Source organism: Streptomyces sp. NPDC015220 (genome assembly GCF_043079345.1).
In the GTDB taxonomy this organism is placed as follows: domain Bacteria; phylum Actinomycetota; class Actinomycetes; order Streptomycetales; family Streptomycetaceae; genus Streptomyces.
On sequence record NZ_JBIBUK010000021.1, the window covers coordinates 95,189 to 108,990 of the forward strand.

General features: G+C 74.3%; 10 protein-coding genes and 1 pseudogene. 3 read left to right on the top strand and 8 right to left on the bottom strand.

The window, feature by feature from the left end; translation table 11 throughout:
• Positions 1-116: 116 nt before the first annotated feature.
• From araD to ACF061_RS30755, 4 genes and pseudogenes are all read right to left on the bottom strand, one after another.
• On the bottom strand, positions 117-1,850 hold the full coding sequence (gene araD / locus ACF061_RS30740; protein WP_392270280.1) for an L-arabinonate dehydratase: 1,734 nt from the start codon (positions 1,848-1,850) through the stop codon (positions 117-119).
• Entirely contained in the window at positions 1,847-2,758 is a 912-nt protein-coding gene (locus ACF061_RS30745; protein WP_392270281.1) for a dihydrodipicolinate synthase family protein, read from the bottom strand. Before ACF061_RS30745 ends, araD begins: the two co-directional genes overlap by 4 nt.
• On the bottom strand, positions 2,755-3,411 hold the full coding sequence (locus ACF061_RS30750; protein ID WP_392270282.1) for a GntR family transcriptional regulator: 657 nt from the start codon (positions 3,409-3,411) through the stop codon (positions 2,755-2,757). The genes ACF061_RS30745 and ACF061_RS30750 overlap by 4 nt, the downstream gene beginning before the upstream one ends.
• Before the next feature lie 133 nt (positions 3,412-3,544).
• Positions 3,545-4,049: pseudogene (locus ACF061_RS30755) on the bottom strand (DUF6010 family protein).
• A 139-nt stretch (positions 4,050-4,188) separates the two neighbouring features.
• Here ACF061_RS30755 and ACF061_RS30760 point away from each other — a divergent pair.
• A complete protein-coding gene (locus tag ACF061_RS30760; RefSeq protein WP_392270283.1) occupies positions 4,189-5,430 on the top strand; it encodes an MFS transporter in 1,242 nt (413 codons plus the stop codon).
• Between the two features lie 306 nt (positions 5,431-5,736).
• Here ACF061_RS30760 and ACF061_RS30765 read toward each other — a convergent pair whose 3' ends face one another.
• Positions 5,737-6,909, bottom strand: coding sequence for a hypothetical protein (locus ACF061_RS30765; RefSeq protein WP_392270284.1), 1,173 nt, complete (start codon positions 6,907-6,909; stop codon positions 5,737-5,739).
• A complete protein-coding gene (locus tag ACF061_RS30770; RefSeq protein ID WP_392270285.1) occupies positions 6,906-7,850 on the bottom strand; it encodes a 5-dehydro-4-deoxyglucarate dehydratase in 945 nt (314 codons plus the stop codon). The genes ACF061_RS30765 and ACF061_RS30770 overlap by 4 nt, the downstream gene beginning before the upstream one ends.
• A 227-nt stretch (positions 7,851-8,077) precedes the next feature.
• On the opposite strand from ACF061_RS30770, the gene ACF061_RS30775 reads away from it, so the two are divergent.
• Entirely contained in the window at positions 8,078-8,887 is an 810-nt protein-coding gene (locus tag ACF061_RS30775) for an NAD-dependent epimerase/dehydratase family protein (protein ID WP_392270286.1), read from the top strand.
• 90 nt (positions 8,888-8,977) lie between these two features.
• The gene (locus ACF061_RS30780) at positions 8,978-10,180 is read left to right on the top strand and encodes a TerD family protein (RefSeq protein ID WP_392270287.1); all 1,203 of its coding nucleotides are present in this window, start codon (positions 8,978-8,980) and stop codon (positions 10,178-10,180) included.
• A 207-nt stretch (positions 10,181-10,387) separates the two neighbouring features.
• On the opposite strand, the gene ACF061_RS30785 is transcribed toward ACF061_RS30780, so the two are convergent.
• Together ACF061_RS30785 and ACF061_RS30790 are read right to left on the bottom strand one after the other, a co-directional pair.
• Positions 10,388-11,830, bottom strand: coding sequence for an alkaline phosphatase PhoX (locus ACF061_RS30785; protein WP_392270288.1), 1,443 nt, complete (start codon positions 11,828-11,830; stop codon positions 10,388-10,390).
• A 403-nt stretch (positions 11,831-12,233) separates the two neighbouring features.
• Positions 12,234-13,688 carry a hypothetical protein gene (locus ACF061_RS30790; protein ID WP_392270289.1) on the bottom strand — a complete coding sequence of 485 codons (1,455 nt, stop codon included), beginning with the start codon at positions 13,686-13,688 and terminating at the stop codon, positions 12,234-12,236.
• Positions 13,689-13,802 lie beyond the last annotated feature (114 nt).

Sequence of the window (13,802 nt, forward strand, 5' to 3'; positions counted from 1 at the left end):
CGGTGGTCGGGCGGCGGGCGGGCGCAGCGCGCGCAGGAAGCGCTTGCTACATGGACGTGGGGGGTGCTTCGCGAGGATGACGGGAGGTGTGGTGCGCGGCCCGCGCCGTGGGGCCCTCAGTCCGCGTACGGGTCCGGCACCTTGCCGGGGCGGGCCAGGAACTCGAAGTCGCAGCCGGTGTCGGCCTGGGTGATCTGCTCGGTGTAGAGCGCTCCGTAGCCGCGCTCGTGGCGCACCGGCGGGGGTGTCCACTCGGCCCTGCGCCGGGCCAGTTCGTCGTCGTCCACGTCGAGCCGGAGCGTGCGGGCCGGGACGTCGAGGGTGATCGGGTCGCCGGTGCGCACCAGGGCGAGCGGTCCGCCGACGTAGGACTCCGGGGCCACGTGCAGCACGCAGGCGCCGTAACTGGTGCCGCTCATGCGGGCGTCGGAGATCCGCACCATGTCGCGCACGCCCTGCTTGAGCAGGTGCTCGGGGATCGGCAGCATGCCGTACTCGGGCATGCCGGGGCCGCCCTTGGGGCCGGCGTTGCGCAGCACCAGCACGCTGTCGGCGGTGATGCCGAGGGAGGGGTCGTCGATGGTGCGCTGCATCGTCCGGTAGTCGTCGAAGACGACGGCGGGGCCGGTGTGCCTGAGCAGGCGCGGTTCGGCGGCTATGTGCTTGATGACGGCGCCGTCGGGGCAGAGGTTGCCGCGCAGGACGGCGACCCCGCCCTCGCTCGCCACCGGGTTGCCGCGGGGGCGGATCACGTCGTCGTCGTGCACCCGGGCGCCGGCCGTCTGCTCGCGCAGGGTGTCGTGCGCGACGGTCGGCCGGTCCAGGTGGAGCAGGTCCGGGATGCGGGAGAGGAAGCCGGGCAGGCCGCCGGCGAAGTGGAAGTCCTCCATGAGGTACTTCCGGCCCCCGGGACGGACGTCGGCGAGGACCGGGACGGTGCGGGCGATGCGGTCGAAGTCGTCGAGGGTGAGCCGCACCCCGGCGCGGCCCGCCATGGCGATCAGATGGATCACGGCGTTGGTGGAGCCGCCGAGGCCGAGCACCGTGGTGACGGCGTCCTCGAAGGCCTCGCGGGTGAGGATGTCGCTCAGCCTGCGGTCCTTGTGGACCAGTTCGACGGCGGTCAGACCGGCCTTCGCCGCCATCCGGTCGTGCCCGGAGTCCACGGCCGGGATGCTGGAGGCGCCCGGGACGGTCACGCCGAGCGCCTCGGCGGCGGCCGTGAGGGTGGAGGCGGTGCCCATGGTCATGCAGTGGCCGGGCGAGCGGGCCAGACCGCTCTCCAGCTCGGCCATCTCGCAGTCGCCGATGAGGCCGGCCCGCTTGTCGTCCCAGTACTTCCACATGTCGGTGCCGGAGCCCAGGACCTCGCTGCGCCAGTGGCCGGGGAGCATCGGCCCGGCGGGCACGAACACGGCGGGCAGGTCGACGCTGGCGGCGCCCATCAGCAGGGCGGGCGTGGACTTGTCGCAGCCGCCCATCAGCACCGCGCCGTCGACCGGGTAGGAGCGCAGCAGCTCCTCGGTCTCCATCGCGAGCAGGTTGCGGTAGAGCATCGGGGTCGGCTTCTGGAAGGTCTCGCTGAGGGTGGAGACCGGGAACTCCAGCGGGAAGCCGCCCGCCTGCCACACCCCGCGCTTGACCGCCTGGGCCCGCTCGCGCAGGTGGACGTGGCAGGGGTTGATGTCGGACCAGGTGTTGAGGATCGCGATGACCGGCTTGCCCAGGTGCTCCTCGGGCAGGTAGCCGAGCTGGCGGGTGCGGGCGCGGTGGCTGAAGGAGCGCAGGCCGTCGGTGCCGTACCACTGGTGGCTCCTGAGCTCTTCGGGACGCTTGCCGGGGACGCTCATACGGACCACCCCGCGGCGATGGCGGCGACCTCGGCGCGTTCGCCCTCGGGCAGCGGCTTGCTCGGCGGGCGCACCTCCCGGCGGCACAGACCGAGTGAGGCCAGGGCCTCCTTGACGACGGTGACGTTGTCGGCCGAGCCGTTGGCCGCGCGCAGCTCCTCGAAGCGGCGGATCCGCTCCCACACCTTCATCGCCGCCGGGTAGTCGCCGGCCCGCAGCGACTCGATCATGTCCAGGGAGACGGCCGGGGCGACGTTGACCAGTCCTGAGGTGAAACCGGTGGCCCCTGCGGAGAAGTAGGAGGGGGCGTAGGGCTCGGCGAGGCCGGCCACCCAGACGAAGCGGTCGAGTCCCGCGTCGCGGGCGAAGGCGGCGAAGCGGGCCGCGTCGGGGACGGCGTACTTGACGCCGATGACGTTCGGGCAGGCGTCGGCGAGCTCGGCCAGGCGGGCGCCGGGAAGCCGCGCGTCGCGGAGGTAGGGCACGACGCCCAGCTCGGGCACGGCCTCGGCGATGGCGCGGTGGTAGTCGACCCAGCCGCCCTGGGAGACGTAGGGGTGGACGGGCTGATGGACCATGACCATCTGCGCGCCGTGCGCGCGGGCGTGCCGGGCGGAGGCGACGGCGGTGGGGACGTCGTGGCCGACGCCGACGAGGACGCTCGCCCGGCCGGCGGCCTCCTCGACGGTCAGTTCGGTGACCAGCCGCCGTTCCTCGGGGGTGAGGGCGTAGAACTCGCCGGTGTTGCCGTTCGGCGTGAGGGTGGTGACGCCGCCGTCGAGCAGTCGGCGCAGCAGGGCCCGGTGGGTGACGGTGTCCACGGCGCCGTCCGGGGCGAACGGGGTCACCGGGATGGCCACCACGTCGGCCAGGGCCGTCCGCTGGGACTGGAACGTCACGCCGCTCATGGCCTGCCTTCCTCGTCGAGGACCTCGGGGAAGGCCCGGTGCACGAACGAAGCGATGTGCGCGTGCAGGGCGCCGGCCGCGCCGTCGGCGTCGCCGTCGAGGGCGAGCCGCAGGATGTCGCGGTGCTCGGTGGCCTCCCGTTCCCAGGACGGGTCGGTGGACCAGGCGACCGCGGAGACGAGGGCCGCCTGGTCGCGGACCTCGTCGAGCATCCGGCCGAGCAGCGGGTTGCCGCAGGGCAGGTACAGGGCGCGGTGGAACTCGCGGTTGGCGAGGGAGCGTTCGGCGGTGTCCTCGGCCTCGTCGGCCCGCCGCAGCGCGTCCCGCGCCGCGTCCAGACGGGCGCCGCGCCGCACCGAGCGCCTGAGCGCCTCGGGTTCCAGCAGCAGGCGCACGTCGTAGACCTCGCGTGCCATGTCCGCGTCGACCATGCGCACCGTGACGCCCTTGTACTGGTTCATCACGACGAGGCCGGTGCCGGCCAGGGTCTTCAGCGCCTCGCGCACCGGCGTCTTGGACACCCCGAACAGGGCGGCGAGTTCGGTCTCGACCAGGGCCTGGCCGGGTGTCAGCCGTCCGGTGAGGATGCGGTGTTTGATCCCCTCCAGCACGAACTGCGTGCGGGAGGGGATCGGCGTGGGCACAGAGGTCATGCGCGCCTCTCGGATCTCGTCGACCACCACGCGGACCGCCTGGTCGCGTACGGCCGGCCCCGGTTCGGTACCCGGTTCCGGACGCACGGATCCCTGTCCCGGATCCCGCGCAGCTAATCTCATGTATCGCGTCTCATATATGACGTACGAAGTACGACGCGATGAAAGTAGGAGTGGCACGCGCTTTCGTCAATGCTTCTGACAGAGGAAGTCGCCTCCGGTGGCCGGCTCCTCGCTGCCGCGCGGTCCGTGCGCGGCCGAGCAGCTCCTGTGTCGAGGGCCCGCCCCGCAAGCACCACAGGGCGATGACCGGGTCGCAGATCGCGCAGCCGAACGAGGAGTCGTGGGCGAACGGGACGATGGGATGGCCCTTGAGGGCGGTGGACGACGTCCCAGGCGGTGTGCAGCAGCCGGCCGACGCCGATGAACGTCCAGGAGTCCAGGCCGCGGTAGGCGACGTAGGCGGAGGCGGCGGTGAACGCGAACTCCCAGCCGCCGAACCCGCCGCCGCTGAGGTGGGCGGCGCCCGCTCCGGCGACCGTGACCGCGTTGACGCGGCGGCGGTGCGGCTCGTGCGGGAGGGACGTGACCAGGGCGTACAGGACGCCGATGACGATCGGAGCGAGGCAGCGCGGCATGCGGCCGACGCCAGGCCGGAGCCGGCCCACGCCCCAGGAGCCCTACTGACGGCTTCCGACGGATTCCCGCCCGGCGCCGCGGCGACTAAGGCGCCCGCCCGATCCGCGGGGCGGGGCCTTAGGGACACGATCGGCGGGCATGAAGACAACCGACCGGACCCTGGTGCGGGTCCTGCGCGACCGCGAGGCCGGGCTGTGCCTGGCGGCGGTGGTGGTCTCGGGATTCGGCACCTCGGCGCTGTGGCTGGCGTCCGGGGTGTGGGTCAAGGACCTCACCGGCTCCACCTCGCTGGCCGCGCTGTGCCTGCTCGCGATGTGGGCGCCCACCCTGGCCGGGCCGCTGCTGGGCACGGTGGCCGACCGCGCCCGCCGCCGGCCCCTGCTGATCGGCGTGAACCTGCTGCTGGCGGCTCTGCTGCTCACCCTGTTCACCGTCGACTCGCCCGGCCGGCTCTGGCTGCTGTACGCGGTCCTGTTCCTCTACGGCGCCGCCGGCGTCGTGCACGACGCGGCGCAGTCGGCGCTGGTCGCCCGGGCCGTCGACCCGGCGCTGCTCGGCGACTTCAACGGGCTGCGCACCACCGCGACCGAGGGCATGAAGCTGCTGGCCCCGCTGGCCGGCGCCGGCCTGTACGCGGCCTACGGCGGCGCGTGCGTGGCACTGCTGGACGCGGTCACGTTCGCGCTGGCCGCGGGCTTGTACGCGCTCCTGCGGGCCCGGGAGGACCGGCCGGCGCGGACGACCGGGTCCTGGCGGCGGGACACCGCCGAGGGCGCCCGCCGGCTGTGGTCGCACCCGCTGCTGCGCTCACTGGTGCTGGCCGGTGGCGCCACGATGCTGTGCGCCGGTGTCAACGGCGCGCTGGTCTACGCCGTGGTGGACGGCCTCGGGCACGCCCCCGCGTACGCCGGAGTGCTGTACGCCGTCCAGGGCGCGGGGTCGGTCGTGGTCGGAGTCGCCTCGGGCGCCGGGCTGCGCCGGCTGGGCGCGAGCCGGTTCGCGGCGTACGGGATCGTCCTGACGGCGGTCGCGGTGGCCCTGCGGGCGGTCCCGTCGGACCCGGTGGCGCTGGGGTGCAGCGCCGCGATCGGCGCGGGGCTGCCGTGCGTGCTGATCGCGGCGTTCACCGCCGTGCAGCAGAAGACACCGGGGGAGCTGGTCGGCCGGGTGGCCGCCACCGCCAACTCGCTCGTGTTCGTGCCGAACACGGTGGGGCTGGCGGTGGGGGCGGCGCTGGCCGAGGTGGCCGACCGGCGGCTGCTGCTGGTCCTGGCCGGGCTCGGGCTGCTGGCGTCGACGGCTCCGCTGGCCCGGCGGTCCGCCCGGCCCCTGCCCGACGAGCCCCGCCGGGCCCGCGGCGACGCCCGGCACCGCGGCTAGGCGCCGCGGCAGGCGGTGTTCGGCCCGTGGCGACGCCCGGCCCGTCCGACCCGAACAGAGGACCCACGCTCGCCGCACCGGGCCCTCGTACCGGACGCACCGGCGCTTCCGGCCGGCACTCCCCCGAGCACTTCCGGCAGGAGACCCCGGAAGGCGCGCCGGACGCCGCCCCTCGACCGGCGGGCGTCGCCTGCCGCGGCAATCGGCCGCCTCACCGGGTACGCCCACGCGCACCCGGTACGAAGACGGCCCTGCGCCTCGCGATGCGCGGCGCCGGACACCGCGGGCCGTTTCCGACGCCGACCGTCAGCCGGGCCCCAGTGCCGCCCGCACCGCCGCCAGGTCACCGTCCGACGCCAACCCGGCGTGGTACAGGCGCAGTTCACTCGCGCCGAGGTCCCGGGCCCGGGCGGCGTCCCGGGCGAGCTCGGCCGGCCGGCCGCCCATGCCCGACACGACGGTGAGGTTGGCGGCCAGGACGGTGCCCGCGCGTCCCTGTGCGGCGAACGGGGCGAGCAGGCCGGGGTCGCCCGTGCAGGGCACCACGACGCCGTCCGCGACGGACAGGACGTGCGCGGGGTCGACTCCGGCGTTGGCGCCGCAGTGGTACGACACCGGGTCGGCGTGCAGCAGCACCTGGAAGCCGTCGGGGGCGGCCGCGCGGACCGCCGCGACGGCCCGCTCCTGGAGGGTGCGGGCGGTCTCGTCGCGCCAGGCGCGGCTGACCGTGGCCATGGTCTCGCCGAGCAGTCCCTCCACCTCGGCCCAGCCCCGCGCGCTCCCGTCCGGGCGCGCCCTGCGCCACGCGGGTTCCAGCGCGGTGCGCACCGCGTGGGCCAGCTCGTCCGGGTCCAGGCCGCGTCCGCCGTAGCCGGCGCGGCAGGCGGGGCAGAAGCACAGCGACATCAGGTACTGCCCGGCGTCCCCGAGGCCCACCCCGGCGGTCTTGTCGTGGGCGTGCGGATGGGCCAGTCCGTACCAGCCGAGCGACTCCAGTTCGGTGCCGCGCGCGCCGGGCCGCACGGCCGCCTCGGCGGCCAGGTCGGTCAGGTACGCGCGGGTGGCCGGCTGGGCGATGCACGGCGCCCACGGGTAACGGTCGCCGTAGGCGTTGACGACGGAGGTGTCCGGGTGTTCGGCGCCCAGGCGGGAGTTGTGCGCGAGCACCACCCAGGTGTGCACTTCCAGACCGGCCCCGGTCAGGGCCGCCGCCGCCCGGCCGTACGCGTCCCCGGGCGCCCAGTCGCCGGCCGGGTACGGGCGCAGGGCGCGGCCCGTCCAGCGGCCGTCGGGCGGGTAGAGGACGGCGGCGTGTTCGGCGGTCACCACGCGGTGGCGCGGGTGGCGGGGGGTCAGCGCGCGGGTGGAGTGGTAGGCGGCGGCGAGGGTCACCGACCGTACGCCGAGCCCGGCGATGCGCGCGGGCGCCTCCGGGTCGCCGTCGACGTCCCAGGGGTAGAGGAACGCCGACGCCTTCACGCCTCCTCCCCGAGCAGCGCGCGGCCGTGCTCGATCAGCCGGGCGAGCTGCTCGACGTGCTCCTCGGCCGGTTCGTGCAGCGGCGGCCGCACCTCGCCGACGTCGAGCCCGCGCAGCCGCACGCCCGCCTTGACCAGGGCGACGGCGTAGCCGTTGCCCTGGGCGCGCAGTTCCACGAACGGACGGTAGAAGCCGTCCAGGAGCCGGGCGGCGGTGGCGTCGTCGCCCTCGCGCAGCGCCCGGTGGAAGGCGAGGGCGAGCTCCGGGACGAAGCAGAAGACGGCGGAGGAGTACAGGGTGATGCCGATGCCGCGGTAGGCGAGCTGGGTCTGCTCCGCGGTGGGCAGGCCGTTGAAGTACAGGAAGTCGCCGGGGACCCCGGTGCGCACCGCGCTGACGATGCGCTGCATGAGGTCCAGGTCCCCGAGGCCGTCCTTGAGGCCGACGATTCCGTCCGTACGGGCCAGTTCGACGGCCGTCGCGGGGGTGAGGACGGCGTTGTCGCGCTGGTAGACGATGACCGGCAGGGCGGTGGCGGCGGCCAGCTCGCGGTAGTGGCGCAGCAGCCCCTCCTGGCCGGCGACGACCAGGTAGGGCGGCATGGCGAGCAGCCCGTCCGCTCCGGCCGCCTCGGCGAGCCGGGCGTAGCGGACGGCGAGGGCGGTGCCGTATCCGGCGCCGGCGACGACCGGTACCCGTCCCGCGCTCTCCTCGACGGCCGCGCGGACGCAGAGCTCGAACTCCTCGGGTGCGAGCGCGTGGAACTCCCCGGTGCCGCAGCAGGCGAACACGGCGGCGGCGCCGGCCTCAAGCCCGTCGCGGACATGGGTGCGGTAGGTGTCGAGGTCGACGGAGCCGTCGGGGCCGTAGGCGGTGACGGGGAAGAACAGCGGCCCGCTGGGGATGCTGAGGCGTTCGGCGAGGGGGACGGCTGACGGCACGGGCTCTCCCTAGGGGCAGACGCTCACGTTTCTGATCGATGTCCATATTCATGAACGCAGTCACGCTACGCGGGCCCATCCGGGCCGGTCAAGCGCGCGAACCGGCATCCCGACAGCGGATCTCACGCCCGTACGACACACTTGACGGGCCGCCGTCTCGTCCTTAGCTTGTCCATACATGTGAATGTCGTCCACGCATGCGGCTGTTCGACGCTAGGAGACCGAGGATGCCCGCTCCCCGCACCGTTCTGCTCACCGGCGCCGCCGGCGGGCTCGGCACCCTGATGCGGGGCCTGCTGCCCGAGTACGGCTACGCGCTGCGCCTCCTCGACCTGCGGCCCGTCGAGGGCGAGCCCGACGCCGTCACCGCCGACCTCTGCGACCGGGCGGCGCTGCGCGAGGCGGTCCGGGGCGTCGACGCGATCATCCACCTCGCGGGCATCTCCCTGGAAGCTCCGTTCGAGAAGATCCTCAAGGCCAACATCGAGGGGACGTACAACCTGTACGAGGCGGCCCGCGAGGAGGGCGTCGGCCGGATTGTCTTCGCCTCCTCCAACCACGCGGTCGGCCACACCCCGCGGCCGCGCGGCGAGGACCCGCTGATCCCGGTCGACACCCCGCGCCGCCCCGACACCTTCTACGGGCTGTCGAAGTCCTTCGGGGAGGACCTGGCCCAGCTCTACTGGGACAAGCACGGCCTGGAGACCGTCTCGGTGCGCATCGGCTCCTGCTTCCCGGAGCCGACCAGCGTCCGCATGCTCTCGGTGTGGATGAGCCCCGCCGACGGCGCCCGCCTCTTCCACGCCGCCCTGACCGCCGAGCGCGTCGGCCACACCGTCGTCTACGGCTCCTCCGCCAACACCCGCCTGTGGTGGGACCTGACCAGCGCGCGGGCACTCGGCTACGAGCCGCGGGACGACTCCGAGCCGTACGCCGCGAAGCTCGTCGCCGAGCAGGGCGAACTGGACCCGGACGACGAGGCGCACGCCTACCTGGGCGGCCACTTCGTGACCGACCCGCCGATCTGGCCGTACTGACCCGCCGAACGGCGCGGCGGGCCCCCTCACCCGTTCGGCAGGTAAGGGAACGGTAAAGCGGCCTCGTTCGTTACCTCCCACATGACAGCTATGACCCCTGGCTCGAACATCCCTCTCGACGCCGCGCGCGTGACGGTGGACGTGGCCGCTCCCGTGCGGCTCGACGTTTCGGGCCTGCTGCTCACCGCCGACGGCAAGGTGCGCTCCGACGACGACTTCATCTTCTACAACCAGCCGACCGGACCGGGCGTGACCTATCGCTCGGGCGGCGGCAGCGCGCCGGACGCGATCACCGTGGACACGGCCGCCGTGCCGCCGGGCATCGAGAAGATCGTGGTCACCGCCAGTCCGGACGCCGCCGGGCAGACCTTCCAGGGCATCGAGCCCACGGCCACCATCCGCGACGCCGACGACGGCTCGGCGCTGGCCACGTTCACGCCGCCGCGGCTGGGCACGGAGACCGCGCTGGTGGTCGTGGAGATCTATCTGCGCGGCGGCCGGTGGAAGGCGCGGGCCGTCGGCCAGGGATACGCCGACGGGCTCGCGGGCATCGCGACCGACTTCGGGGTGAGCGTCGAGGAGCCCGCGCCCGCCCCGGCCGCCCCGCCGCGGCCCACGACTCCGCCGCCGCCCGCGACGCCGCCCCAGGCCGCCCGGCAGGCCCCGGCCGCTCCCCCGGCCCCGCCGGCCGCCGCCGCACCGGCCCCCGGCACCGGCAAGGTCAACCTGGACAAGGGCCGGGTCAGCCTCCAGAAGAACCAGACCGTCTCCCTGGTCAAGGGCGGCCGCCCGCTGCTGTCCCAGGTGAAGATGGGGCTCGGCTGGGAGCCGGCGTACCGCGGCGCGGACATCGACCTGGACGCCTCGGTCATCGCCTACGGCCCGCAGCGCAACCACATCGACAGCTGCTATTTCGGCAAGCTGTCCATCCTGAACGGCGCGGTCAAGCACTCCGGCGACAACCTCACGGGCGAGGGCGCCGGCGACGACGAGGTCATCGTGGTCGACCTCGGACGGCTGCCGCAGGAGGTGAGCGGCCTGGTGTTCACCGTGAACTCCTTCTCCGGCCAGAAGTTCACCGATGTCGCCAAGGCCTACTGCCGTCTCCTCGACGCCGCCACCGGCGAGGAACTGGTCCGCTTCGACCTCACCCACGCCGAGGCCCAGACCGGCGTGATGATGGCCAAGCTCATCCGGCAGTTCTCCGGCGAGTGGGAGATGACGGCCATGGGCGACTTCGTCAAGGCCCGCACGGTACGGAACATGGTGAAGCCGGCGGCGCAGGCGCTGTAGTCGGCGCCACGGCGGCCGGGGCGCCCCCGTCACCCGGGGGCGCCCCGCCCGGCCGGACCCGCACTCCGTCCGGCTGCGGCGCCTGAGACGGGCGGGTCCCCGGGCCGCCGTCCACCGCGAGGCGCCGTCAGGGCGCCGTGCCGGTGCGGGACCGGGGCCGGTAGGGACCGGGGCCGGCCCGCACCGCGAGGGGCGGACCAGGAGCGGTCAGCGTCGCTGCCGCTTCCAGGGGCCGGTGATCGCCAGCATGATGCCCGGCTCCTGGATGTTGGCGAACAGGGTCTGGCCGTCGGGCGAGAAGGTGACGCCCGTGAACTCGCTGTACTCCGGCTCCTCCTCGGTACCGATGTTCAGCTCGTTGCGGGCGATCGGGTAGGTGCGGCCGCTCTCGGTGGCGCCGAACAGGTGCTGGACGCCATCGCCGTCCTCGGCGATGACGAGGCCGCCGTAGGGGGAGACGGTGATGTTGTCGGGTCCGTCGAAGGCGCCGTCCTTCGAGGGGTCGGTGTTGACGCCCAGCAGCACCTTCAGCGTCAGCGTGCGGCGCTTGGGGTCGTAGAACCAGACCTGGCCGTCGTGCTGCGCCGGGCTCTCCTCGCGGGCGTAGGAGGAGACGATGTAGGCCCCGCCGTCGCCCCACCACATGCCCTCCAGCTTGCGGGCGCGGGTGACCTGGCCGGCCGTGAACTGCTTGCGCACGGAGGTCTTCTTCGCGTCACGGTCCGGGACGTCGGTCCAGTCGACGCCGTACACCGTGCCGATCCGCGTCGCGCGGGAGAGGTCGTCGACGAACCGGCCGCCGGAGTCGAAGCACTTGAACGCCTGGAGCACACCGGCGTCGTCGGCGAGGGCGCGCAGCCGGCCGCGGCCGTGCCGGAAACCCTCCGGCGGCGTCCAGCGGTAGAGCAGGCCGTTGGGCCCCGAGGCGTCCTCGGTCAGGTAGAGGTGGCCGCGCCTGGGGTCGACGACGACCGCCTCGTGGGCGTAGCGGCCCAGCGCCTTGACCGGCCGGGGGTTCCGGTTGGCGCGGCGGTCCTCCGGATCGACCTCGAAGACGTAGCCGTGGTCCTTGGTCATGCCGTTCTGGCCGGCCTTGTCCTCGGTCTCCTCGCAGGTCAGCCAGGTGCCCCACGGAGTGCTGCCGCCGGCGCAGTTGGTGGAGGTGCCGGCGATGCCGACCCACTCGGCGACGTGGTCGCGACGCACCTCGACCACGGTGCAGCCACCGGAGGCGGCCGGATCGTAGACCAGGCCCTCGGCGAGCGGGACGGGATGCGGCCAGCCGGACCGCGGACCCTTCAGCTCGTGGTTGTTGACCAGGAGGACGGCGCCGCGCGGGCCCTCGAAGGTGGCGGTGCCGTCGTGGTTGGACGGGGTGAACTCGCCCGATTCCAGCTTCGTCCGCCCGCTGTAGGTGACGATGCGGTACGAGAAGCCGGCCGGCAGGGCGAGGACGCCGTTCGGGTCGGGGCGCAGCGGGCCGTAGCCGACCCCGTGGCGCCTCTCCCCCGGTTCGCCCGCCGCGGCGTCGGCGTCCGAGGCGGCGAGGGCGTTCGGCGCGGTGGCGAGGGCGCCGACGCTGCCTGCCAGGGCGACCCCGGCGCCGGTGAGCGCGGATTGTCTGGCGAAGTCCCTGCGGGTGAGCGACATGGTGTCTCCTGTGAGAGGGGAGCTGCCGTGGAGGGTGGCGACCTCGGTCCGGCGAAACCGTCCCGCCCGAGCCTGAACGGGAGCTGAACGCCGGCCGACGGCACCGGTCCCCCTTTCATGAATCCGTATGGGATGTGCAAAGCGCTCCCCACACGACACGCACGGGACCCCGGAGAATCCTCTCCGGCCCGCCCCGGACGGCCCACTCGTCCGCGCGGGGATCACCGGTCCCGGCCCGCCCCGGACGGCCCACTCGCCCGAGCCTGGATCACCGGTCCCGGCCCGTCCGGGGACGGCCCGGAACCGTTCCCGGACGACCCCGGGCCGTCCCTGGGCGGGCCGGCGGCCCGTCCTCGGCCGGCGGCCCGTCCTCGGGCGGCCGCCCGCCCGCTCGCGGACGGCGTCAGGCCCCGTGGGCGGACCGCGCCTTGAAGGCCGCCTTGCGCGCCTCCTTGGCGATGCGCTTGTCCGGGTGCAGCCGGCCCATCGCCTCCAGCACGTCCGCCGTCTGCGGGTGGTCCACCCGCCAGGCCGCCGCGAAGAAGCCGCCGTGCTGCTCCGCGAGGCCCTGCACCAGGGCGTGCAGCTCGGCGGAGTCGCCCTCGGCGGCCAGTTGGGCCGCCACCGTGTCGATGGTGAGCCAGAAGACCATGTCCTGGGTCGGCGGCGGCACGTCGGCCAGACCGCGCTCGGTCAGCCAGACCCGGGCCAGGCCGCCGAGCTCGCGGTCGTCGAGCACCTCGCGCAGCGCCGGTTCGGCCACGGCGCCCACCAGGGACAGCGCCTGCTGGCAGCGCAGCCGCCGCAGCGGGGCCCCGGGGTCCGTACCCCGCGCCGCGGCCAGCAGCTCGGCGGCCGCGGCCAGGGGGTCTCGGCGCGCCAGCCACTGCTCGGTCTCGGCGTGGGAGGCCGCCGGCGGGAAGGCGGCGGTGCCGTCGAGCAGCGCGTCCGCGCCCTTGTCCGCGAGGTCGCCGACCACCGGGGCCTCGTGGCCGGCGTCCAGCAGCCGGGCGCGCATCCCGTACAGCCCGAGCGGGGTGAGCCGCACCATGCCGTAGCGGCTGACGTCCGCGTCGTCGACCGCTGCCGACGGCTCGGCCGCGGTCTCCTCGGCGGCGTCGGCCTCCTCGGCGTCGACGAGCAGCGCCTCGTCCACCGGGCGGTACTCGACGAGCCCGGTCGGCTCCAGCAGCCGGAACTGGTCGTCCAGCCGCATCATCGCGTCGGAGACCTGCTGCAGTATGTCGTTGGTGGGCTCGCCCATGTCGCTGGGCACGATCATGGAGGCGGCGAGCGCGGGCAGCGGCACCGGGTCGCCGCCGGGACCGTCCTCGCCCACGGTGAGCAGGTACAGGTTGGCGAGCACACCGTCGAGGAAGTCCGCCTCGGCCTGCGGGTCCCAGTCCAGCGCGGAGAGGTCGACCGCGCCGCCCTCGTCCATCGCGTCGATCAGCCCCTCCAGGTCGGGCACGCTCGCGTCGGCCAGCACGGCGTCCAGCGCGGTCAGCCACACCGTGAGCACGTCGTGCGGCGAACCGCCGGTCAGCAGGCGCAGATCCGCTCCGGCCTCGACGGCGCCCTCGTCCTCGTCGACGATCTCCACGAGACCGGTGTCGACGGCGGTGCGCCAGGCCTCGCTCGCCAGCGCGGCCGCGTCGTCGCCGCTCAGCCCCAGCACCTCGGCGGCGGCGGGCAGTTGCTCCTCCACCAGCGCGCCGCCGGCGTCGATTCGCGTGCCGGGTCCGGCCCAGCGGGCGAGCCGGGCGGCACGCGCGAGCAGCGGGGCGGCGAGGGCGTCCCGGGCCAGCTCCGGTTCGGAAGCGAGCCGCACCGGCGGGAACGGGGACCTGTCTGACATCGGCTGGTTCTCCTAGCGGACCTGGAGGCCCGGGGGATCTGAACCCGGCGGGCCTGGAAGCCTTACGACTCAACCGCTCAGCCTAGACGGATTTCCACCCATGCCGCCCGGTTC

Bases quoted from the DNA above. Each gene is read 5' to 3' on its own strand.
- ACF061_RS30785 (WP_392270288.1), bottom strand. From the start codon at position 11,830: ATGTCGCTCACCCGCAGGGACTTCGCCAGACAATCCGCGCTCACCGGC.
- ACF061_RS30745 (WP_392270281.1), bottom strand. From the start codon at position 2,758: ATGAGCGGCGTGACGTTCCAGTCCCAGCGGACGGCCCTGGCCGACGTG.
- ACF061_RS30790 (WP_392270289.1), bottom strand. From the start codon at position 13,688: ATGTCAGACAGGTCCCCGTTCCCGCCGGTGCGGCTCGCTTCCGAACCG.
- ACF061_RS30780 (WP_392270287.1), top strand. From the start codon at position 8,978: ATGACCCCTGGCTCGAACATCCCTCTCGACGCCGCGCGCGTGACGGTG.
- ACF061_RS30775 (WP_392270286.1), top strand. From the start codon at position 8,078: ATGCCCGCTCCCCGCACCGTTCTGCTCACCGGCGCCGCCGGCGGGCTC.
- ACF061_RS30750 (WP_392270282.1), bottom strand. From the start codon at position 3,411: ATGACCTCTGTGCCCACGCCGATCCCCTCCCGCACGCAGTTCGTGCTG.
- araD (WP_392270280.1), bottom strand. From the start codon at position 1,850: ATGAGCGTCCCCGGCAAGCGTCCCGAAGAGCTCAGGAGCCACCAGTGG.
- ACF061_RS30760 (WP_392270283.1), top strand. From the start codon at position 4,189: ATGAAGACAACCGACCGGACCCTGGTGCGGGTCCTGCGCGACCGCGAG.